Origin of the sequence: Sanguibacter sp. Leaf3, assembly GCF_001425965.1 — a bacterium.
Taxonomy (GTDB): Bacteria; Actinomycetota; Actinomycetes; order Actinomycetales; family Cellulomonadaceae; genus Sanguibacter; species Sanguibacter inulinus.
Genome location: NZ_LMRH01000003.1, coordinates 272,562 through 292,958, shown reverse-complemented (window position 1 = coordinate 292,958; position 20,397 = coordinate 272,562). Strand labels below are relative to the sequence as shown.

The 20,397-nt window shown below is 67.9% G+C and carries 17 protein-coding genes and 2 pseudogenes; 8 read left to right on the top strand and 11 right to left on the bottom strand.

Going from position 1 to position 20,397, the window contains the following annotated elements; genetic code table 11:
- Positions 1 to 105: 105 nt before the first annotated feature.
- From ASG53_RS14750 to ASG53_RS14735, 4 genes are all read right to left on the bottom strand, one after another.
- The gene (locus ASG53_RS14750; protein WP_056135039.1) at positions 106 to 678 is read right to left on the bottom strand and encodes a CG0192-related protein; all 573 of its coding nucleotides are present in this window, start codon (positions 676 to 678) and stop codon (positions 106 to 108) included.
- 25 nt (positions 679 to 703) lie between these two features.
- Entirely contained in the window at positions 704 to 3,892 is a 3,189-nt protein-coding gene (locus tag ASG53_RS14745) for an AAA family ATPase (RefSeq protein WP_056135036.1), read from the bottom strand.
- Position 3,893: 1 nt separating this feature from the next.
- Positions 3,894 to 5,078, bottom strand: coding sequence for an exonuclease SbcCD subunit D (locus ASG53_RS14740; RefSeq protein ID WP_056135032.1), 1,185 nt, complete (start codon positions 5,076 to 5,078; stop codon positions 3,894 to 3,896).
- A gap of 87 nt (positions 5,079 to 5,165) precedes the next feature.
- Positions 5,166 to 5,543 carry an STAS domain-containing protein gene (locus ASG53_RS14735; RefSeq protein WP_056135029.1) on the bottom strand — a complete coding sequence of 126 codons (378 nt, stop codon included), beginning with the start codon at positions 5,541 to 5,543 and terminating at the stop codon, positions 5,166 to 5,168.
- A gap of 260 nt (positions 5,544 to 5,803) precedes the next feature.
- On the opposite strand from ASG53_RS14735, the gene ASG53_RS14730 reads away from it, so the two are divergent.
- On the top strand, positions 5,804 to 6,301 hold the full coding sequence (locus ASG53_RS14730; RefSeq protein ID WP_056135026.1) for a hypothetical protein: 498 nt from the start codon (positions 5,804 to 5,806) through the stop codon (positions 6,299 to 6,301).
- A gap of 71 nt (positions 6,302 to 6,372) precedes the next feature.
- Here the strand turns inward: ASG53_RS14730 and ASG53_RS14725 are convergent, their stop codons facing one another.
- Complete coding sequence (locus tag ASG53_RS14725) at positions 6,373 to 7,329, bottom strand: acetylxylan esterase (protein WP_056135023.1); 957 nt, start codon at positions 7,327 to 7,329, stop codon at positions 6,373 to 6,375.
- Positions 7,330 to 7,516: 187 nt separating this feature from the next.
- Positions 7,517 to 8,197, bottom strand: a complete 681-nt coding sequence (locus ASG53_RS14720; RefSeq protein ID WP_056135020.1) for an NUDIX domain-containing protein — start codon at positions 8,195 to 8,197, stop codon at positions 7,517 to 7,519.
- 48 nt (positions 8,198 to 8,245) lie between these two features.
- On the opposite strand from ASG53_RS14720, the gene ASG53_RS14715 reads away from it, so the two are divergent.
- From ASG53_RS14715 to ASG53_RS19585, 6 genes and pseudogenes are all read left to right on the top strand, one after another.
- The gene (locus ASG53_RS14715; protein WP_056135018.1) at positions 8,246 to 8,998 is read left to right on the top strand and encodes a DeoR/GlpR family DNA-binding transcription regulator; all 753 of its coding nucleotides are present in this window, start codon (positions 8,246 to 8,248) and stop codon (positions 8,996 to 8,998) included.
- A pseudogene (locus ASG53_RS19590) lies at positions 8,999 to 9,318 on the top strand (helix-turn-helix domain-containing protein); the annotation flags it as partial. It abuts the gene before it with no gap.
- A gap of 84 nt (positions 9,319 to 9,402) precedes the next feature.
- Positions 9,403 to 10,497 carry a hypothetical protein gene (locus ASG53_RS14710; RefSeq protein ID WP_056135015.1) on the top strand — a complete coding sequence of 365 codons (1,095 nt, stop codon included), beginning with the start codon at positions 9,403 to 9,405 and terminating at the stop codon, positions 10,495 to 10,497.
- A 462-nt stretch (positions 10,498 to 10,959) separates the two neighbouring features.
- Entirely contained in the window at positions 10,960 to 11,226 is a 267-nt protein-coding gene (locus tag ASG53_RS14705) for a helix-turn-helix domain-containing protein (RefSeq protein WP_162246156.1), read from the top strand.
- A gap of 695 nt (positions 11,227 to 11,921) precedes the next feature.
- Complete coding sequence (locus ASG53_RS14695) at positions 11,922 to 13,190, top strand: hypothetical protein (RefSeq protein ID WP_156382830.1); 1,269 nt, start codon at positions 11,922 to 11,924, stop codon at positions 13,188 to 13,190.
- Positions 13,191 to 13,274: 84 nt separating this feature from the next.
- The gene (locus ASG53_RS19585; RefSeq protein ID WP_082544096.1) at positions 13,275 to 16,313 is read left to right on the top strand and encodes an SIR2 family NAD-dependent protein deacylase; all 3,039 of its coding nucleotides are present in this window, start codon (positions 13,275 to 13,277) and stop codon (positions 16,311 to 16,313) included.
- A 182-nt stretch (positions 16,314 to 16,495) separates the two neighbouring features.
- Here the strand turns inward: ASG53_RS19585 and ASG53_RS20685 are convergent, their stop codons facing one another.
- From ASG53_RS20685 to nrdH, 3 genes and pseudogenes are all read right to left on the bottom strand, one after another.
- On the bottom strand, positions 16,496 to 16,687 hold the full coding sequence (locus ASG53_RS20685; RefSeq protein ID WP_082544095.1) for an SOS response-associated peptidase family protein: 192 nt from the start codon (positions 16,685 to 16,687) through the stop codon (positions 16,496 to 16,498).
- 12 nt (positions 16,688 to 16,699) lie between these two features.
- Entirely contained in the window at positions 16,700 to 17,110 is a 411-nt protein-coding gene (locus ASG53_RS19915) for a hypothetical protein (protein WP_156382829.1), read from the bottom strand.
- A gap of 67 nt (positions 17,111 to 17,177) precedes the next feature.
- Positions 17,178 to 17,410: pseudogene (gene nrdH / locus ASG53_RS14685) on the bottom strand (glutaredoxin-like protein NrdH).
- Positions 17,411 to 17,421: 11 nt separating this feature from the next.
- Between nrdH and ASG53_RS19575 the strand changes: the two are divergent.
- Positions 17,422 to 17,562 (top strand): universal stress protein, encoded by a 141-nt coding sequence (locus ASG53_RS19575; RefSeq protein ID WP_235533953.1) that lies wholly within the window; start codon positions 17,422 to 17,424, stop codon positions 17,560 to 17,562.
- Between the two features lie 62 nt (positions 17,563 to 17,624).
- On the opposite strand, the gene ASG53_RS14680 is transcribed toward ASG53_RS19575, so the two are convergent.
- Together ASG53_RS14680 and ASG53_RS14675 are read right to left on the bottom strand one after the other, a co-directional pair.
- Positions 17,625 to 18,146 carry a hypothetical protein gene (locus ASG53_RS14680; RefSeq protein ID WP_156382828.1) on the bottom strand — a complete coding sequence of 174 codons (522 nt, stop codon included), beginning with the start codon at positions 18,144 to 18,146 and terminating at the stop codon, positions 17,625 to 17,627.
- A gap of 172 nt (positions 18,147 to 18,318) precedes the next feature.
- On the bottom strand, positions 18,319 to 20,106 hold the full coding sequence (locus tag ASG53_RS14675; RefSeq protein ID WP_082544094.1) for an ABC-F family ATP-binding cassette domain-containing protein: 1,788 nt from the start codon (positions 20,104 to 20,106) through the stop codon (positions 18,319 to 18,321).
- Between the last annotated feature and the right edge of the window lie 291 nt (positions 20,107 to 20,397).

Genomic DNA, 20,397 nt, shown 5'->3' with positions numbered 1-20,397 from the left:
CAGGCTCAACCAGGCCCGGTCAGGCTCGGCTCGGCTCGGCTCGGCTCGGCTCGGCTCGGCTCGGCTCGGCTCGGCTCGGCTCGGCTCGGCTCGGCTCGGAGGATCTCAGACCAGGTACGCCAGCACGGCCGGCTCGTCCTGGCCTGTCCACGTGCCGGTGAGCGTGTGCTCGCTCGGGACGACCGCGTCAGCCGACGGGAAGCGGACCACGACGATCTCGGGTTCCCCCTCCTGGCCTGCGGCGCTCCCGCTCCCGCTGCCACGGACGAAGGCTGTCGGTTCACGCTCGACGGGACCGTCGGGGGTCTCGACCATGAGGCGCACGTGCGTCCCGCCCTCGCGGACGACGCGGGTCAGCTCGGCCCTGTAGACCGGGTCGCCCACGGCGTCGTAGACCCACCGGGTCCCCAGGACCGAGTGCTCCATCGTCCCGACGAGCCACTCGTCCCCGCCCGGCAGCGGCGCACCCCTGTAGGTCACGGGGACGTGCACGGTGCGGCCACCGACCTCGACGAAGAACGCCTCCATGCCGACCTCGCCGGCCGGGTCGTCGAAGCGGTAGGCCGCGACCGGCACGGTGACCTCTGCGGTCCCGCCGAACCACGGCTGCGCCGACAGCCAGGTCGCGAGGGTCTCGGCCTTGGACGGGGTCAGTGTCGCCTGGTGGATGATCGCCATGCCGCTCAATGTAGCGGTGCCCGCCCTACCCAGCGCGGACCGTCAAGGTGCTGGACCCGTCAGGGAGCCTGCGCACGCTGATGCCGTCGGCGATGGTCTGCTTGAGGGCCTCGACGTGCGAGACCACACCGACCACGCGACCACCGGCTCGCAGCCCGCCGAGGACCCCCAGCACCGAGTCGAGGGTCTCGGGGTCGAGCGATCCGAAGCCTTCGTCGACGAAGAGCGTGCCGAGGTCGATGCCCCCGGCCTCGGCGGTGACCACGTCGGCCATGCCGAGCGCCAGGCACAGCGACACGTAGAAGGTCTCCCCTCCGGAGAGCGTCCGCGGGTCGCGGGCCGTCTCCGTGCTGTGGTCGAGGACCCGCATCGCCAGGCCGGTCTTGCGGGTGCTGACGTCTTCGCGGTCGTCGCTGCGGACCAGCTCGTAGCGGCCGTCCGACATGGTCGCGAGCCTGTCGTTCGCCGCGGCCACCACGTCCTCGAAACGGCGCATGAGCACGAAGGTCGTCAGGGTGAGCGACCGGGTGTTGTCCGAGGACGCGCCTGTCGCGAGGTTGGCCATGCGGATCACCGGCTCGGTCGAGTCGCGCACGGTGTCCAGGGCGACGACGGCGTCGGTGACGTGCCGGGCGCCTCGCTCCATGTCGGCGGCCCGCTGCGCGACGACAGCCGCACGGGTGGTGGCTTCGTGCGCGATCGCCTCGGCCTCGGTGACCGCTGCGCGGAGCGCGTCGAGGTCGACCTCGACGGTCTCCGGCAGCGCGACGAGCGAGGGCTCGGCCAGCCCCGCCGCGACGCGGTCCTGGGCGGACCTGTGCTCCGACACGCGGGCCTCGACGGCGGCGAGCTCGCGCCTGTCGAGCCAGGCGTCTCGGGCGGCCTGGACCGTGGGGAAGTCGTGGTCGTCGAGAGCACGCACCCGCTCTGTCTCGCGCTCGGCGAGCGACTGCACGGCTGAGGCGTGCGAGGCGCAGACCTCGAGGACCGACGTAATCGCGGAGACCCGACGCTCGAGGACGGCGACGATCTCCGAGATCGTCGCGACCTCGGTGGGCTGTCCGGCGTCCCCGGCGAGAGCGTCGACGACCTCAGGAGCCTCGGTGACGACGTCTCGGTGCGCCGCACGTGCCGTCTCGACCTCGGTCTCGTCTGCGGTGATCGCGGCACCGTCGTGCTCGAGACGGGCCTCGTCGGCTGCCACCTGCTCGGCGAGACGGGACCGGCGCGACTCGGCTGCGAGGGTCTCGGTGTCGAAGTCGACGACAGCGCGCTCGGCGGCCTGGACGGCGGTACCCGCAGCCTCGGCCTCGCGCAGACGGGTCCTGACGGCCTCGAGCTCGGTGGCGGCGGCTGCCGTGTCGACCCCGTCGAGGAGAGCCTCGTGCGCCGCGACCCTCTCGGCCAGCCCAGTGACGCTCGCGTGCCGCGCCGTGAGCTCGCGCTCGGCCTCCTGGCGCGCGGCCTCGGCCTGCTCGACGCGCTCCTTGCCGACGTGGTCGTCTCCGACAGTCGCGGGGGCTGGGTGCTCGTGGCCACCGCAGACCGGGCAGGGCTCGCCGGGGCGGAGGTCACCGGCGATCTCCCCGGCGATGCCCTCGATCCAGCGTCGCCGCAGCTCGCGCTCCTGGTCGGCGGCCTGCTGGGCCTGGCCGGCCGCGACCGTCAGCGCCGACTCGGCCTGCCCCAGCTCGGTCCGCAGGGCGCTGAGCCGTGCGATCGTCTCGGTCGTCGTGGCCGCACGCCGCTCCTGCTCGCGCAGGGCGTCGACCTGGGCGGCGAGAGCACGGGCGGCGTCCCGCTCGGCCTCGAGAGCAGAGCGGGCGGCTGGACGCTCGGCGAGAGCGTCGGCCGCAGCCGCCAGCTCTCCCCGCGTGACGTCGAGCGCGACCGTGGCCTCCTCGAGGCGGGCACGCCGGGCCGGCAGACCAGCTTCGAGACGGGCGACGCGGTCGAGCAGCACGACCTGCGCGGTGTCGGCGGTGCGGCGCTCGACGAGGCTGGCGACAGCGGTCTCGACGGCGGCACGTGCGGCCATCACCTCGTCGTCCGTGTGGGCGGCGGACCTGTCGCTCCAGTCGAGACGCGCGAGCGCGTCGATGCTCGACAGGTCGCCGACGACAGGTCCCTGCGCCTCGACTGCGGCAGCGAGGCCAGCAGCCGCTCGGGCGAGCCCGTCGCGCGCAGCGACCTCGGCGTCGACGGTGGGCAGCACGACGCTCGCCCGGCGGGCGGCATCGAGCCTGTCGGCCAGTCCACGGACCTCGTCGGCTGCCTCGGCGAGCCGAGCGGACTCGACCCGCAGCGCGTCACGACGCGCGACGGCGTCGAGGGTCCCCCGGCCCAGGTCGAGCGCCTGCCGCCGACCGCCGAGCACCTCGCGTGCTGCCGCGGCGTCGACCTCGAGGTGCTTGGCCGTCTCGGCGAGCTCGTGCGCGTGCTCTGCGGCCAGCTTGCCGAGGTGCTCGGGGCGGGCGGCTCGGAGGGTCTCGGCGTCCTCAGGGTCGAGGGCCGACGTCGCGAGGAATGTCTCGAGCGACACCTGGACGCCTCCCTGGGCGGCCTTGAGCTGCTGGTCGGCCGTCTTGCGCATGGTGACGAGCGCCGCCTCGGCACGGTCGTAGACCTCGGTCCCGAAGACCTTCTGCAGCAGACCCTTGCGGTCTTCGGGCTTGGACCGCAGGAAGCTCGCGAACTCGCCCTGCGGGAGCACGATGGTCTGGACGAACTGGGCGCGGTCGAGGCCGACGGCCCGCTGGATCTCCAGGCCGACCTCGTCGAGGCGGGTCGAGGTGAGCTCGCCGACGTCGCCAGGCTCCCCCAGCCCGGCCCCTGAGGTGACAGCGTCGCTCGGCAGGCGCCACAGCTTGACCGTGGCCTGCTGCTTGGTGGTGCCCTCGCCGCGCTTCTTGGCGCGCTGGCGCTCGGGGGTCCGCAGCACCCTGAACACCCCGGCGGCCGTCTCGAAGGTGAGGTCGACGAAGGAGTCTGTCGCGTCGTCGGCGTAGGCAGACCGGAGCCTGTCGTCGCTCGTCGAGGCCGAGGCGACCTTGCCGTAGAGGGCGAAGACGACGGCGTCGATGAGCGTCGACTTTCCCGCGCCCGTGGGGCCTTCGAGCAAGAAGATCCCCGACGCGGCGAGCGCCGCGAAGTCGACGGTGTGGCGCCCTGCGAAGGGACCGACCGCTTGCAGGGTCATCGAGTGCAGCTGCATGTCAGGCGCTCCGCTCTGCGGCGTTCGCGGTCTCGAAGGCGAGGCGCAGCGCGGCCGTCTCACGGACGTCGGGCTGGTCGCCGGTGACGTGCTGGACGAAGTCGGCAGCCACCACCAGGGGGTCGCTCGCCGTGGTGACGGCGAGGGTGAGGGACTCTCGCAGGCCGCGGTCGGGTGGGCGGTGCGTCATGACGAGGGCGTGTGGGAAGCGCTCCTTGATGCGGGCGTTCATCTCGCGCGGACGTGCGGGGTCGGTCACCGTCACACGCACCCAGTCGTCGGCGTGCGGCTCGCCGGCTGCCCCGAGGAGCTCGTCGAGGGTCCCGCTGACCTCGCTCAGCCGACGCGGGACCGGCGCGGGTACGAGCTCGGGCGTCCCGACGACACCGTCGGGCCCGAGGTCGACCAGGACTGTCGACTTGTGCTGACGCATCTCGGAGAAGGAGTAGGCGAGCGGCGACCCGGAGTACCGGGCGACGGTCCCCTCGCCCGTCGAGACGCGCTGGGCTCCGTGCAGGTGCCCGAGCGCGACGTAGTCCACCCCGTCGAGGACGGCGGCCGGGACTGTGTCCACACCGCCGACGCGGATGTCGCGCTCGGACTCCGACGCCTCACCACCCACGACGAAGGCGTGCGCGACGAGGAGGGAGCGCGGACGGGCGGTCGCTGCCGCCGACCGGGCGGCGAGGTCTGCCCGGACGCGGCGCATGGCCGCACCGGTGACGGCCTCGTGCGAGCGGGCGAGGGGGGCCTCGTCTTCCTCACGCAACGCAATGCGAGCGGCGTCAGGGTCGAGGTAGGGCAACGCGTAGACCAGGGCCGGGGCACCGTCGGTCGTGACGAGCTCGACGGGCCGGCCGACGTCGGCGACCTTGGCGCGCACGTGCACACCGTCGCGCCACAGCTCGGCACCAAAACCGAGGCGCGTCGCAGAGTCGTGGTTGCCCGGGGTGACGACCACCTGGGTGATCTCGGCGAGGCGGGCGAGCGTGCTCGACAGCAGGGTGACGGCCTCGACGGGCGGGATCGCGCGGTCGTAGACGTCACCGGCGACCACGACGGCGTCGACGCCCTCGCTGCGGGTCAGCTCGACGAGGTGGTCGAGGTAGGCGGCCTGGTGCTCGAGGAGGTCTACCCCGTGCAGAGTCCTGCCGAGGTGCCAGTCAGAGGTGTGCAGGATCCGCATGCCTCGACGGTAACGGCCGCCACCGACACCGAGGACGCGCCACGGCGGTGGGCTCTGTCACGGTCAGACGAGAGCCTCGACGCAGTGTCAGGCTCCGGCGGCCAGCGAGTCGGACGACTCGGAACGGCGGACGCGGAACTGGTCACCCATGCCCAGGACCTCGATGAGCTCGAGCAGGTTGTCCGAGGGGTCGAGGAGCTCGAGGTCGAGCGCGCTCTCGGAGCACAGCCTGTGCAGCTGCACGAGGAAGGCCAGCCCTGAGGAGTCGATGAAGGACACGGCGCCGACGTCGATGACGACGGGAGCGTTCTGCACGACGACAGTCACCATGGCCTCGCCGGCCTGGTCGCGGAGCGCCGCGTCGATCTCGCCGCGGAGCGTGACGACGGTCTTCCCGCCATCCGGGCCGCAGGTGATGCTCGACTCTGTCCGGTCGAAGGGGGTGCTGGGGTGGGTGTCGTTCATGGTCTTCCTGCCTCGTCCTGCTGTGCTGGGCGCACCGCAGCACTGAGGGTCAGCGCCGTCGGAATCCCCGAGCAAGGGTGTCACACGACGATAACGACCACCACCGACGGTCGCACGCGGATCGGTGCACCGCCAGAGAACCCTCACGTGACCTGCGCGTTCTCTCGCGACAGGCTCAGAAGTCGCAGATCGACCGGGCGGCGGGTGAAGGTTCGGTGCGGTCCCAGGCTCTTCTCAGCGAGATGATGCAGAATCGTGACATGACGTCGAAGACGACGCGGATCGCAGCCGCCAGCCTCCTTGCGCTCACCCTGCCGCTGGTGCAGGGCACAGCCGCCCACGCCGAGGTGCGCACATCCACCATCGTCCCGGTCCGCTCGCAGACCGAGGTCGTCACCCGTGACATCACCCTCGCCGCCGTCGTGAGCCTGTCGCTGCCCGCCACCGTCCGCGCCCAGGTGGACAGCGCGATCATGTCCGCGCAGGCCGCGACCACCGCGGCGCAGTCGGCCATCACCGCGGTCGACACCGCCGACGCCTTCTCACTGTGGACGGCCCAGACCTCGCTCCACGACGCCCGCACCGCCCTCGACGCCGCGTCGGCCGAGCTGCGGCACGTGACCTCAGCGGTCGAGGGGGTCGACCCGGACGTCACCGCTGCGCTCGACGCGCTCCAGACCGACATCGACGTGCTCCGCGGCGTCGGCTCAGTCGATGTCGGCTCGGTCGACGTCGGGAACCCTGTCGCCGTCGCCTAGGCAGCACGACCGGCAGCACATCTGCCGGCCCGCCTGGTCGGCTCTCGCTCCCGGGACCGGACGTCCTGGCGTCAGTCGCGCAGCCACTCCACGTAGGCGGCGCGCATCAGCCGCGCCTCGCGCTCCTGCTCGGGGTACTCCATGTGCCCGGCGGTGAGCAGCAGCAGCGACCTAGGTCCCCCGAGACCTGAGAACACCGACACCTGCCCGACGGGCGGGACGACGGGGTCTTCGCGCGCCGCAGAGACCAGCACGGGCTGACGGATGCGCCCGGCCGCGGTCGCCGCGTCGAAGTAGGCGACGACCTGGCGGACGCCCGGGTCGTCGAGTGCAGCGAGCCGGACGGACTCGCCGCTGCCGGCGCACGGCGTCTCGAGACGCACGGGGTGGTTGCCGAAGCTCGGGACGTCGAGGCAGGCCGCCGTGACCCTGGTCTCGAGGGGCAGCGCGAGCGCACCGATGCCCCCACCGAAGCTCACGCCCGTGAGGTCGACGCGCTCGGCCCCGGGCACGAGCAGGAGCGCTGCGGTGACCGCCACCCAGGCGTCCTGGACGCAGCCGCGGTGCACGTAGGTGTCGCGGTGCTCGATGCCGTGCAGCACGTGCAGGTCGCCTGTCGACGGGATTCCCTCGACGAGGCCGAGCGACGGCAGCCCGCGCAGGACCGGCGTGAGCTCGGCCGTGGCCTCGAGACCGAGGGGGTCGTGCGGGCCTTCAGCGCCGCCGTAGCCGTGCAGCCGGACGAGCACCCTGCGCACAGGGCCCTCGGCGGGCTCGCTGAGCCAGCCTCCGAGCTCGATCCCGTCGGTCGTGCGCAGCGAGACCCGAGTGACGACCCTGCCGCCCTCGCGCGAGACCACCTCAAGGCGCTCGGGCGCAGGGTCCACGGCGAGCGCCTCGTCCCGGGCGACCTGCCAGAACGCGTCGAAGTCGTCGGGTCCGCGACGGACCTCCTCGCTCAGCGGGACGACGAGGGCAGAGTCTGCGGTCAGGTCGAGAGCGGTCGTGGCGGGGGAGGTCGTGGGCACGGGTTCTCCTGCTGGGCGGGGTCGGGGGGCGATCTCCATGCTGCCACCGTGGGCGCCTGTGGCCAGCACCGCAGCGACCAGTCTCCCGTCGCGGCCCGGCGCAGACCTCGCGGGGTACGCAGCCGAGGTGCCGTCTGCGTCGTGCGGGTCGGCGGCTCTTCGTCGCCAGCGCCGGGAGCGCCGACCCTCAGCCGCCGAAGAGGTTGAGCTGCGCCCACTGGAGCAGGATCACCGTCTTGCCGTCGACGATCTCGCCGGTCTCGATCATCTCGAGCGCCCGTGCGAAGGGCAGCGCGAGCACCTCGATGTCTTCCCCTTCCTCGACGACTCCGCCGCCCGCTCCGGTCCGGGTGTCGGCGGTGAAGGGCGCGACGTAGAAGTGCAGCCGCTCGGTGACAGACCCCGGGCTCATGTAGAGGTCGAAGACGTGGGTGAGCTCGCCGACCTCGACGCCGAGCTCTTCGGCGGCCTCGCGGCGGATCGCGACGTCGGGGGCATCGTCGTCGAGCAGCCCCGCGGCGGCCTCGACGAGCATGCCGTCAGGGTGGTCGTTGACGTAGGCGGGGTAGCGCAGCTGGCGGGTGAGCAGGACGGTCTGGTTCGCGAGGTCGTAGAGCAAGATCGTCGCGCCGTTCCCGCGGTCGTAGGTCTCGCGCTGCTGGGTGGTCCACGTGCCGTCGGCCCGGCGGTAGTCGAAGGTGGTGCGGCGCAGCACGTGCCACCCGTCGGAGGTCACCTCGACGTCGCGGACCACGACGTCAGGGTTGCGGTCGAGGTCGCGGCCGACCCTATCGAGCCCGGTCCGCCCGCGCGAGTCTGGGATGTCGACGCCGGGACGGGAGACAGACTGCTCTTCGAATGTCGTCATGGCGCTAGACTACGACAGGAACGTGCAACAGTCGGAAGGAACGTGCACATGCTGGTCGCTGAACGACACGCTCTGCTGCTCGACCGCCTCGCCCGGGACGGTCGGGTCGTAGCGCGCGCCCTCGCCTCCGAGCTGGGGCTCTCGGAGGACACCGTGCGCCGGGATCTGCGCGAGCTCGCAGCGGCCGGGCTCTGCCAGCGCGTCTACGGCGGCGCCGTCGCCTCGTCGCCGGCCGTCGCGGACTACACGGCCCGGACGACGGTCTCCCCCGAGAGCAAAGACCGCGTCGGGGCCCGCGCCGCACGGTTGGTCGAACCCGGGATGACCGTGATGCTCGACGGCGGGACCACGTCGCTCGCCGTCGTCCGCGCCCTGCCCGCCGACCTGCGCTGCACCGTCGTGACCCACAGCCCGACTGTCGCCGTCGCGCTGCTGCCCTACGAGGGTGTCGAGGTGCTGATCCTCGGCGGGCGGCTGTTCAGACACTCGGCCGTGACGAGCGGCGCGGCTGCCGTCGAGGCGGCTGCGGGAGTTTCGGCCGACCTCTTCCTGCTGGGCGTCACGGGGGTGCACCCGGACGAAGGGCTCACCACCGGCGACGCCGACGAGGCCGCTATGAAGCGGGCGCTGTCACGGCGCAGCGCGGAGACGATCGCCCTCGCGAGCGAGGAGAAGATCGGTGCCGTGTCACGGTACCGGGTGCTGCCCCTCGACGAGGTGACGGCGATCGTCGCCGACACGACCGACAGCGCCGCGACGGCGCGGCTGCGGGAGCGCGGGGTCACGGTCGTCGAGGCCTGAGGAGCAGCGCTGCGCGTGCTCAACCTCGGAGGGGCCAACGTCGGCACCTCCGCACCCATCGGCTCCATGGTTTTCACCCTCATGGCCGCACTGGCCCAGATGGAGCTCGAGATCAAGCGCGAACGCATCAACAACTCCGTCGCCCAACGCCGCGCCACAGGCGCCGACCTCGGCGGCCGGCGCCCACATTTACCAACAACCAGATCCACAATGCCCAGCGCCTCGTCGAAGCCGACGAACCAGCCAGCCAAGTCGCACGCGACCTCGGCATGTCACGCGCTACCCTCTACCGCCGCATCAGGGCCTTGCCTGCAGCCTGAGCTGCGCTTGCCCCTAGCCCTGGGTCCCGTCGTCCTCCTGTCAAGGAGAAGCCGATGCGGCTTGCGATCACCTAGGGTGCTCGTATGACAGTCCGTATCGACGATCTGCAGCTGGTATGGCCTCGGGACCTGTTCATCCAGGAGTTCAGGGCCTCGACGATCCGTAGCGCAGATCCCTGGGACGACGACGTCACCTATTCGTGGACGGACAGGCTGGATCTGCTCTTCAGCGAAGCCTTCTATGACGATTCTGGCGCTGAGTGGTTGACCTCCGCTCGAGCGGAGGGAACGCTCGAGGCGCTCCTCGCCGTGATCGCTGCGGACCAGGCCTGCGTGCCAGTGTTCACGCAGCCCGTCTTATACCGAGATCGAAGGAATTCCTCGTCGGCCACCTCCAAGAAGCCGAGGTTCACGTTCACGCAGGTCCGAGACAGGTTCGAGGACCTCGTGAAGGAGCTAGACAGCACCGGGTACTTCGACGCGGCATTGGGGACAGACTGCGTCGACTCCGACAACGACCACGAGAAGCGCGGTCGCCACCGACTCTCCGACCTCATGGGCTCCGAAGAACACTGGCCTCCGAGCCTCGCCATCTCTGGCGAGGATCACACCTACACGGTCGTCGAAGCCATCCACCTCATGGTCGCTCGCCCTCGCCTCCGGAACTACCACAGCTACGGGAGCGAGTGGCACTACTCCGACTTCGACAGGCGCGCGGGCCGGGCGGTCTATCGCTGGCGGGTGAACGAGCTCCTGGAGCAGAGCAGTTCGCTCCTGAGACTCGATGAGACCGGGGTGCTGGTCGAGACGACCGGCGACCCGCGCGATGAGCTGTTAGAGACGCTGGCTCACGATGAGGAGGCCCCGTCGCCGAACGCGTTGCACCACGCGATCGATCAGTTCCGGCGGCGAGGAGCGACTCGTGAGGACAAGCGCGCTGCCATCATCGCTCTATCCGGGATCCTGGAGACGAACAGAGCCCTCCTCAAGGAGGAGCTACTTCGGTCGGACGAAGGCGCGCTCTTCAATATTGCGAACAGCTACGCGATCCGACACCAGCGGGCAGACCAGCGGCCCGACTATGACGACGCGTACCTCGATTGGATTTTCTGGTGGTACCTGGCCACCGTCGCTCTCGTGAAGGAATTGCTTGCACGTCAAGCTGCAACCTCTACCTAAGCCCAGACGATGACCAGCCGATACCTGCTCGATGAGCTCTGTAAGGACTTGACCGTAGGGCTCCGGTCGAGTCTGCTGCGCGCCTCCGCGCAGGCGTCACTACGTCATGGCACAGAACGCCTAGGGTCCTCCTCGGGGGTCCGGCTCATACGAGCCGGACCCCCGAACAGTTCAGCGCCGCACGGGGCGGGCACAGTTGCCGACGGGGCACCGCCAGCAGTCGAAGTCGAAGACCATCTCGACCCCGTGCTCCTTGCACCTGGGTTGTGGCATCCGGACCACCTCCTTCCTGCAGGACCACCGCGGTGGGCTCTGCACGACCACTAGTGCCGCCATGTAGCGTGGGCACATTCACCGACCAGCGAAAGGTGGCGGATGTCTAGGGCGAAGGTCCCAGCGGTAGTTGTCCGGTCTTGGCCAGAACTCGGGCTCTCTGCCACCGAAGTCGCGCACGCGGCGCACGTGCTGCAGGTCGTCGCCCAAACCACCCGGCTACGGATCATCAGTGAGGTGGCCCGGAGCGAGCCTCCCGGACCGTCATGTGAGGAGTTGCGGCGCACGCTCGACCTGAACAGCTCGGCGGTTGTGCCTGGCCACGTGGATGCGCTCGAGGAAGTCGGCCTCGTGGTCAGCACGCATCGGCCAGACCGGTGGAAGCGCACCGTCCAGCTGCGCGACCCCGCCGCCGTCGCCGAGCTCTTACGCGCTGCGGCAAACATCCACGCCTAGGTGTGTTGTCATCGCCCGACCTCTCGGATCCCGCCATCGCGTCGGCGCGCCTAGATCACGCGAATGAGTTCCGGGGCGGTCAGTCGGCAATGCGGACGTCGTTCAAGGCGCGGCTGACCAGGTGCGTGGCCATGGCCGTGGCGATTGCCTCTCAGCTCGCGTCGATCATGGGCACCATTGCCGTGGGGCCCTCGACCGCGGCACGAACGATTTTTGCCTCTCAGGGAATCCGCGGCCGCGCAGCGGCCTCCAGCAACTCGTCCACAGCCGACGCGTCCGCTTGAGGGCATCTGCCGTTCGAGGGTGGGTCCCGTCGTGCCCCTGTGGGCGGGTGGAGCCGCGCAGCGACGGAGCTCGGGCCGTCCCCAGGTGTGCGAGGGGTGACGCCCCTCCCCTGGGCTCACCAGAAACGCCTGGTGCTGAGTTTCGGGTCGACGAGGTTCCGGGGACAGGTTTCGGTGCGGCGGCGGTCGTCGTGTCGCACTCAGACTGACCCAGCCGCGACCTCTCCCGGAAGCGATCGTTTTCGGCTCAGCCTGCCGGGAGCCCTTGGTGTTGATGTCGACTTCACCCGGCAGGCCACTAGGTCCGTCGGTCTTGACTCGTAGGCTCTCGAGCGGGAGGTCCACATGCTGTGGCAAGAACGCTTCACTGCCAGCCCCGCCTGGCAGCACCTCGAGCAGGCTCGCGCGCACATGAACGCCTCAACGCTGCCCGAAGATCCATCCGAGCAAGACGCGCTCGCCTATGCCGGCTGGGTCCTTGTGCACCTCAAGACCCGCCGCGACGACAGCGATCCGCACGAGATCACTCCCACGATGCTCGCCAACCTCGCCAGCACTATCGCCTCGTTCGCGAGCTATATCGAGAACGTCAACGCTGGTGGCTACACCTGGGCCATGGTCGTCTCCCAGGCGGATGCAGTGATGGACTCGCTCGCCTCCTGGCCCCCCTTGAAGATCGCGCGCTACATGACAGGCATCAACGGTGCGATCGAGTCCTTCCAGACGAAGGCGTCGAAGGCCGTTGAAGAGGTGCGTCAAAATGCCCAGACCTTGACCGGCGAGTTGCAAGCGATGACTGAGCGCCAGACTGAGGTGAGGACGCTAGTTGAGACTGAGCGGCAGAGGATCTCGGAGGCGGTGGCACAGTTCACGGCGAGCTCCGCAGAAGCCATCTCTCAGGTGCGTGAGGATCAAGAGCAGCGGCTGGTCGCCCTAGCCCAGCACTGGGAATCGGCTGAGGAAGCCGCGAACACTCGTGCGGATGCCACCGTGGACCGGCTGGGCGCTCTCGAAGAACAGGCAAAGAACGTTGTTCACGCCACGACGTCGCGCATCGTGGCCACCGACTATGGCAAGTACGCACGGAACAAGACCATCGCCGCGTGGATCTGCGACGTCGCCGCCGCCCTGATCGGCGGTGCCGGGGTCGTAGTCATCGTCTATCACCTGCTCAGCATCGATCCCGAGGCTCACGCGAACATCGGCCTGTCACTGACACGGATAGCCGTGTCCCTGGGGACGCTGGGCATCGCCGGGCTGCTCGGCCACCGGGGCCAGCAACACCACCTCGAGGCCAGAGCGGCAAAGAGAACCGCCTGGCCCTCAGGCAGATTCTGCCCTTCACCGCGAACCTCGAGGAGGACGAGCAACGCAAGATCGTCCGAGAGTTCACCAACCGGGTGGTCATCAGAGGAGACATTGACATCCTCAAGACCACCCGACCGTCGCCGAGGGTGCGCCGGCCCCGGGGGGCGGCCGAAGCCTCCGCTGAAGAGGCGGAAACGTAGGCCTCAAGCCCTCCCCGACCTCCGCCAGAAACGATCGTCTTCGATACGCGGCAACCTCCGTCCTCCCGTCACCGCCCCAGGCGTACCCCGACACCACCACCCATCAGCTTCGGTCATGCGTCCGGCTGTCCACCCGATAGCCGACTTAATTTCACCCATCTCTCCGCCGTGAGATCTCTCGCCGAGGCTAGAATCACCCGCATACTCGCTCGATCAGCCGACCGAAGCCCGCCGGCCACGAACCCACCGGAGAACCATGACTCTCGATGACCTCAAGCGGAAGATTGCTGCCGGTGACGCGCTCCTAATAGTGGGAACTGGTGTTAGCAAGGCGTTGAGCGATAACGCCCCCACAGCGGATTGGTTGGGGCTCCTTCAAGATGGCTTGACTCGCATAGCGAAGTATCCCGAGGTGGATGGTGACCTGCATTCCACCTACGAACTGATGCTTGAGCAGGCAAGAAAAAGTTCCACGACCAATTTTCTCATTACATGTGCCAGCACAATCGGCGACACCATCAAGGATGGATCGTTGCAGCGTTACCAAAACTGGCTTTCAGAGGCAATCGGTGACTTGGAGATGACTGACTCGCGTCTAGCGAAAGCACTAGCAAAACTCGAAACTCCAATCCTTACCACTAATTACGACACTTTAATAGAGAAGGCTCTCGGACTGCCGTCCGTGGCGTGGACCGACGCCGAAGCAATGAGAGAGGTCTACTCCGGAGAGAAAAAGGCAGTCGCTCATCTCCACGGAATCTGGGATCAGCCGGAAAGTGTCATTTTAACTAGCGCGGACTACGCCCGTATTCTGAGCGACACATCGAGCCAACACTTGCAGAGCGCCTTCCTTACCGCCAAATCCTTTGTCTACATAGGGTTTGGAGCAGGACTTGCTGACCCAAACTTCTCACGTCTACTGGCCGAAAACGCTGCACTCTTCAAGCATTCGAGGGCAAGACATTTCCGCCTCTGCGCCGCCTCCGATCTAGATAAATTGACGGCCGAACATGCAGACGACAGCATTGAAGCGATCTCTTACGGCAATTCACATCAGGATCTACCTCTATTCCTGGAAAGGCTTGCTACGGCTCGACGCCAACTCCTTTCGAACACTCCGGGTTCTTCCGTCTTTGCACGTCAGCTGATCGTAAAGAACGTACGTGGAAACTATCTATTTACCCGTCAAGCAACCGACTACAATGAACGCGAGATTGACAGACTTACGATCCCGCCCGTGTTATTGCGAGTGCCTCACAATCAATCTTCAGCCGCTCAGGCGGCCATCGAAGAAGACATGGAGCCGATTCGCGTCGACGCCACAACGGTGCTCGAGAAAAAGAAGCTACTGATAGTCGCGGGCGACGAACTTTCAGGCGTCAGCACTGCTCTGCAGTGGCTACTGGCAGAGGGAAGCATGAAGCACTCTCTTGCCCCTCTTTACGTCGACGCGATGGCCGCAAAAGCCCCCAAGCAACCTTTGAGTGCTTTGGTGCTTGACGCCGCTAGTACCGCCCGTTTGATCAATAACGATTTTGATCCAATTCCGCCTTACATCCTTGCCGTGGACAATATGAGGCCATCATCCTCACGCATTCAACGGGCATTCGTCGAGAATATTAAGACTATCGAAGCAGATACGGTCCTGATTGGGTGCCGAGAAGGCGACGAAAGAGGCCTCTTCGAGTCCCTGCAGGGATCCGCCCTCGAGGTTGAAGTCGTCTACCTCGGCAGGTTTGGACTTCCGGAGATTGAGGCTCTAACCGGTTTGGTCTCGAGTTCTGACACCTCCAAGGTGGCTCGAACCGTTGCTGAAAACCTTCGCAAACACCGCCTCCACCGCACTCCGCTCAATATCTGTCTCTTGATCGTCTTGGTTCTTGATGGAGAGTCACTCGGACCGACCTCTTCCGAAACGGCGATCTTGAATAAGTACGTTCTTCGAATGATTGGCGCCGACGGACCTTACGTGGATCCACGGTTGACAATTTCTCCACAGAACCGTGAGGCCGTTTTGGCCGAACTCGCCCGCGTCATGACCGTCGCAAAAGTTGGCTCTCTTGGATACGCGGACGCGCTCCAAGCGGTGGCCAAATACATGAGGTCTGTTGGTTGGAATGAGCAGCCGAGCGCCACTCTCACAGGCTTAATTGAAACGCGAATTCTACGGATTGGCGCCGGAGACGAAGTCAGTTTTCGCCAGACTAGCTACCTGCATTTATTTGCTGCGAAAGCCGGCGAAATGGATCCTGATGGCTTTTACCGGGACCTTCTGGAAGATCCTCTAGACTACGCGCCTATAATTCGCCACTACTCGGCCCTGAAGCGGTCGAGTGAGATCACACTGATTAAAATGCGTGACTTGCTTATCTCGAACGTAGGCGTTCATGAGCCCGGAAGCCGGATCTTCTCGCAGCTTGAATTGACCGACGCTCCTTCTGATTTGAGCCGCCGCCATAGCGAGAAGGAGGTCCGAGATTCTGCTGCGGAGGAGGAGGATGAGGAGGAGTACTACGACGACACTCCTGACGACGACACGGTTCCTTTCCCCGTGAAGCGCAGCGTGGATCGACCTAGCTGGGTCCACAAAACCGACCTCCTTGACCTCGCGTCACGCGTTCTCCGCGATTCGGATCACGTCCCCAATCCGGAATTGAAGGACGAGGTCTTTATCCTGGTTGTTCGCGGATGGGGAGAGTTGCTTGACGAGTTTAGCAAGCAGGGAGTGCTTGATGAAGCGGCAGCCTTCGGCGCGAATGCCATGCTTGAGGCCGGGTACTTCGACGAATCATCGCTCGAGGATGTACGAGAGGCCTTGAGCCTCCTGCTGCCAACCTTCACGATTGTTGGAGCATTGTACACATGTCTTGTCTCAACAAAACTTGCCGTCAACGCAAAGAACGCACTGTCAACGCCCGGATTTGTTGAGGACGTTCAAGGCGCATCGGCCGCGGCGATATTTATGCTGGCGCTTTCGCTTCCAGGGTTCGGCGATTCGCTGAAGAAGATCGGCGATCACCACGGGAAGAAGTGGTTTGTCGGATTCGTGCTCGCGGTTCTAGGTGAGCGCGCCTATATGAACCAAGACCTCTCCAACGATGATGAGATTGCTTTGCGGAAGTTCATCGTGCAGATGACCGGTGGGCGACACAGATTCCGCGACGATGCGCAGAAGAAGGAGAAGCTTGACGCCTTCGATACAAAACTAAAGAAGGAACGCCTCCTCTCGAGTCCAAAGCGTCTCAGTGAAGGTGAGACCATCATCGACCGGCTCGGGGAGAAGACGTCAGAGTAGTGCGACTCATCAATCGATCGGGGCGATGAGGATCGGGGCGGACAGATCGGCCTTCTGCGTGCTGTTGACCTTTCGGTCGACGGGTGCGTGGTGATCGTGGCCGCGACCTGCTCCGACGAAGACGTCAGGGCCTCGACCATGACGTCTTTGTCGCCGAGCTTGTCGGGAGACAGCCACTCGTCTCACAGATCCGACAGCAGGAACGTGGGCATCCTGTCGTGGACCTCACCGGAGGCGTCGCGGGCCTCGCGGGTGATGATCGTGTAGGTCAGCGCCAACTCTCCCGACGCCTCGTCCTTGCGGGCGGCGTAGAGGCCGTCTGCGGCGAGCGGCCCGGGGCCGTGGATGCAGTGCGGCTGAGCCTGCCACGCAATCGGACGGGCCGCTCAGAAATCAGGCATGTCCTCAAGTGCACGATCTCGCACCTCGGCCAGCGCGCTCTCTTTGGACACCTCTAGACCTGCTCGGTTCAGGAGAATCCACGCCCACGTCCCGTCCGGTTCGTAGCGGCGGACCCAGCGGTAGCCGAGATCGCGAAGTGCGGCGCTCTCTGCCTCGCGGTCGGCTTCTCGTGCGGCCTGTTTTGCTGCCCGGAGATCTGCGCTCTGCGTCTTCCGGATGCCCTTGGAGCAGTCGGCACAGGTCTTGCGACGGCCGTCGACGCTGGATGGCCACAGCGGGAAGGCGGAGGCCGGCAACTTCTGGTCGCAGCCGGGGCAGTCCTTGGGGTCGTGCACGTGGGGGCCTGCGTCGACGTCGACGCGTTGCTTGCAAGCCCCGCAGGTCTTCAGGTTCATGGCCCGACGCTATGGCGAGCCACCCACACGGCAGCCGCCGGCCTGGCGCGTGCGGGCTGTGAGTAAGTCAGGAAGCGAGGGCGGTGATCTGGTCGGGGCGGAATCCGGACCAGTGGGTCTTGCCGGCGACGGCGACGGGGGCCTGGAGGTAGCCGAGGGATCGCACGAGCTCGAGAGCGGTCGGGTCCTGGGTGAGGCCGACGACGTCGTAGTTGATGCCGTGTTGTCCAGCGCCCGGCAGATCGCGTCGCACTGCACACAGGCGGGCTTGGAGTAGACGGTGACGGGGTTGGCACTCATGGAGTCCTCCTGTGCTCCGCTCCGAGGCGCAGTTCATCGTCATCGGGTCGCGCAAGCGCCCGAGCGTCGACAAGTTCCTCCTCGGCAGCACCACCCAGCGCGTCCTGCTCGACTCCGCCGTCGCCGTGCTGGTCATCAAGGCGAGGCGCTGACCCTCGCCGCCTGCCGAACGGCGGCGCCCGGCCTCAGGGCGTGACTGCCGACCCTGCCGCGGTCAGCCCTGCGACGGTCCGAGCACCATCGCCGACCACGCGCCGTCTCGGTCGGCACCCGAGACGCTGAAGCCGACTCCCGTCACACCGTCGGCCTCGAGGGCGAGCTCGGTGTCCTCCCCGCACGGCAGAGCCCGGAACGTCTTCGCCGTCCTCTCAGTGCCTGCACCGTCGGAGGTGGTCGACAGGTGGACCGTCAGGTCCACAGTGCTCTCACCGAAACAGGATGCGAGCACACCTCGGACAGCAACCTGTCCTTGGCCGAGCTCCACGGCGACCGGCTGTTGCGCCGCCTGCTCGTCGTCGAGCTCCTCGGTGGGGACGACGACCCCGGACGCCGACCCGAGGCTGTCCTCCGTGGACACCCCTGCGAAGGGCCGGTTCATCCATTGCTGGATCTCCTCCGAAGGTCCCCCTGCGGGCATCTCTTCGGAGGTCGCCCCGTCGGACGACGAGCACGCGCCGAAGACGAAGGCGACGGCAAGGACTGGAACCCATCGGACGACAGAGCTGGTCGAGGTCATCGGAGGAGCCTAGCTCCGCGGGGTCGCCCGAGGACACCGTCACACGCACGACCCTCACGACCCCAGCGGCAAGAGCCAGCGCACCCTCTGTCCGCGCTCTCCTGCCCGGTCGACGTCCACATGACGACTCAGCCCGATCAGTCCAGCCCTGCCGCGCAGACCAGCACGCCCCTCACCCCAACGCCAGCGTCGACCCCTTCCACGTCCGGCGGAACCACCGGTCGTGCGATGCGACGACGATCGTCCCCAACGCCGTCCGCACAGCCTCCCCGAGCTCTTCGGCGAGGCTCAGCGAGATGTGGTTGGTCGGCTCGTCGAGCAGCAGCACCTCGGGGGCCTGGGCGACGAGCATCCCGAGGACGACGCGTCTGCGCTGGCCTGTGCTGAGCTCGCGCAGCGGCCTGTCGAGGTCGTGGCGTCCGACGAGGCCGAAGTCTGCGAGGGCCTCGGAGGCGCCGAGCAGCGTGAAGAGCTCGCGCGGCGAGCGGACGTCGTCCTGCAGGTAGATGTCCTGCTCGAGCAGGCCCACCCCGACACCGGGGGCCTGGGTGACGGTCCCGCTCGCAGGCACCACGTCACCCGCGAGGACCGAGAGCAGGGTCGACTTGCCGGAGCCGTTGGGTCCGGTGACAAGCAGCTTGGTCCCGGCGAGGAGGTCGAGCGAGGCGATCTCGAGGCGTCCGGGGACGACCACGTCGCGCAGCGACATCACGACGCCGCGGCCTCCCTCGGCCGCCATGCCGTAGCTGCTCGGCCTGAAGACGAGCGGGCGTGGCGGGCGCCGGACCTGGGCGGCGCTCAGGGTGTCGATGCGCTGCTGGACGTTGCGCACGCGCCGGGACACCTGCGACTGGACCCTGTCACCGCGCCGGCCGTAGGCCATCTTGTTGTTGTCGGTCGCATCACGAGAGTGCGAGACCTTCCGGGCCGTCGTCCCGATCGACTCGCGCAGGTCGGCGAGCTCCTCCTGCTCCTGCGCGTACTGGCGCTCCCACGCGGCACGCTCGTCACGCTTGGCCTTGCGGTACTCGCTGTACGCGCCGCCATAGAGCGTCCCGCTCGTGCCCTCTGCGGTCGGGTCGAGGTCGAAGATCTCTGTGCAGACCTCGTCGAGGAAGTCCCGGTCGTGGCTCGCGAGCACGACGGCACCGGGGATCGCCGCGACGGCCGAGGCGAGGAACTTGGCCGCGTCGTCGTCGAGGTGGTTGGTCGGCTCGTCGAGCAGGAGCGCGGCGGGCTGGCGGATGAGCAGGGCCGCGAGGCCGAGCCGTGTCCGCTCGCCACCGGACATCTGCGCGACGGTCCGCCCGCGGACGTGCTCGATGCCCAGACCGGCGAGCGTGATCTCGGCGCGGCGGTCGGCGTCCCAGACCTCGGAGGCGTCGCTGCGCGCGAGAGCCGTCGCGTAGGCGGCCTCGGCCTGCTCGCGCGCCTCTCGGGCGAGGGTGCGGGAGTCCGCAGTCTCGTCGTCGCTGCCGTCGCTGCCGTCGCTCCCTGCACCGTCGGTGCTCGCTCCCCCGTCGGGGCCGTCGTCGTCGACCGGGGCCAGCGCCGCGAGCGCGGCGGCGGCCGACGCGAGGTCAGCCTCGACGGCCCGCACCTCGGCGAGGGCGTCGGCGACGACCTGCTCGACCGTCGCGGTCAGCGGGTACGGGGTCTCCTGGTGGAGGAAGCCGAGGTCGTCGGGGCGGACGACCGAGCCGCGGTCGGGCTCCTGCTGCCCGGCGAGGAGGCGGAGCAGCGTCGACTTGCCGACGCCGTTCTCGCCGACGAGCCCGACCCTGTGGCCGGGCGGGACGTCGAGGTCGACGCCGTCGAGGACGGTGCGGTCGCCGTAGGCGAAGGTCACGTCGAGGGCGCGCAGCGCGACGGCGCCGGGCTCCCCCTCGGCGAGGGCTGCCGCGTCGGCTGCGGCGGTGAGGTCGTGCTGAGGACTCGGGGTGCTGTGCTGGTGGGTCATGGAGCTCCTACCCGCTGCGCAGCGCTCGTCCGTGCTCGCCTGTCCTCGTCGGGCGCTCGTCGACCAAGGTCGGGAGGCTCAGCAGGGGTCGGCACGTGTCGGCACTGCGGTCGGGTGCGTCGGTCGGACTGGTCCGGGGCGGCTCACATCCACATGCGACCAGTCTGCCCTGCCGGGCGGGCGGTCCGCGACGTGATTGATCGCCGGGGCACCCTCCCGCGACAAGGCCCGCGAGCGCGCGCACGGGGCGTCAGCAGAGCATGACCGGGGGTGGAGCGGGATCGGAGCAGA

Excerpts from the sequence above, each read along its gene's own strand:
- ASG53_RS14710 (WP_056135015.1), top strand. The coding sequence starts at position 9,403 with ATGACAGTCCGTATCGACGATCTGCAGCTGGTATGGCCTCGGGACCTG.
- ASG53_RS14695 (WP_156382830.1), top strand. The coding sequence starts at position 11,922 with ATGAACGCCTCAACGCTGCCCGAAGATCCATCCGAGCAAGACGCGCTC.
- ASG53_RS14750 (WP_056135039.1), bottom strand. The coding sequence starts at position 678 with ATGGCGATCATCCACCAGGCGACACTGACCCCGTCCAAGGCCGAGACC.
- ASG53_RS14735 (WP_056135029.1), bottom strand. The coding sequence starts at position 5,543 with ATGAACGACACCCACCCCAGCACCCCCTTCGACCGGACAGAGTCGAGC.
- ASG53_RS14675 (WP_082544094.1), bottom strand. The coding sequence starts at position 20,106 with ATGACCCACCAGCACAGCACCCCGAGTCCTCAGCACGACCTCACCGCC.
- ASG53_RS14715 (WP_056135018.1), top strand. The coding sequence starts at position 8,246 with ATGCTGGTCGCTGAACGACACGCTCTGCTGCTCGACCGCCTCGCCCGG.
- ASG53_RS14730 (WP_056135026.1), top strand. The coding sequence starts at position 5,804 with ATGACGTCGAAGACGACGCGGATCGCAGCCGCCAGCCTCCTTGCGCTC.
- ASG53_RS14680 (WP_156382828.1), bottom strand. The coding sequence starts at position 18,146 with ATGACCTCGACCAGCTCTGTCGTCCGATGGGTTCCAGTCCTTGCCGTC.
- ASG53_RS14720 (WP_056135020.1), bottom strand. The coding sequence starts at position 8,197 with ATGACGACATTCGAAGAGCAGTCTGTCTCCCGTCCCGGCGTCGACATC.
- ASG53_RS19915 (WP_156382829.1), bottom strand. The coding sequence starts at position 17,110 with ATGAACCTGAAGACCTGCGGGGCTTGCAAGCAACGCGTCGACGTCGAC.
- ASG53_RS14740 (WP_056135032.1), bottom strand. The coding sequence starts at position 5,078 with ATGCGGATCCTGCACACCTCTGACTGGCACCTCGGCAGGACTCTGCAC.
- ASG53_RS19585 (WP_082544096.1), top strand. The coding sequence starts at position 13,275 with ATGACTCTCGATGACCTCAAGCGGAAGATTGCTGCCGGTGACGCGCTC.
- ASG53_RS14745 (WP_056135036.1), bottom strand. The coding sequence starts at position 3,892 with ATGCAGCTGCACTCGATGACCCTGCAAGCGGTCGGTCCCTTCGCAGGG.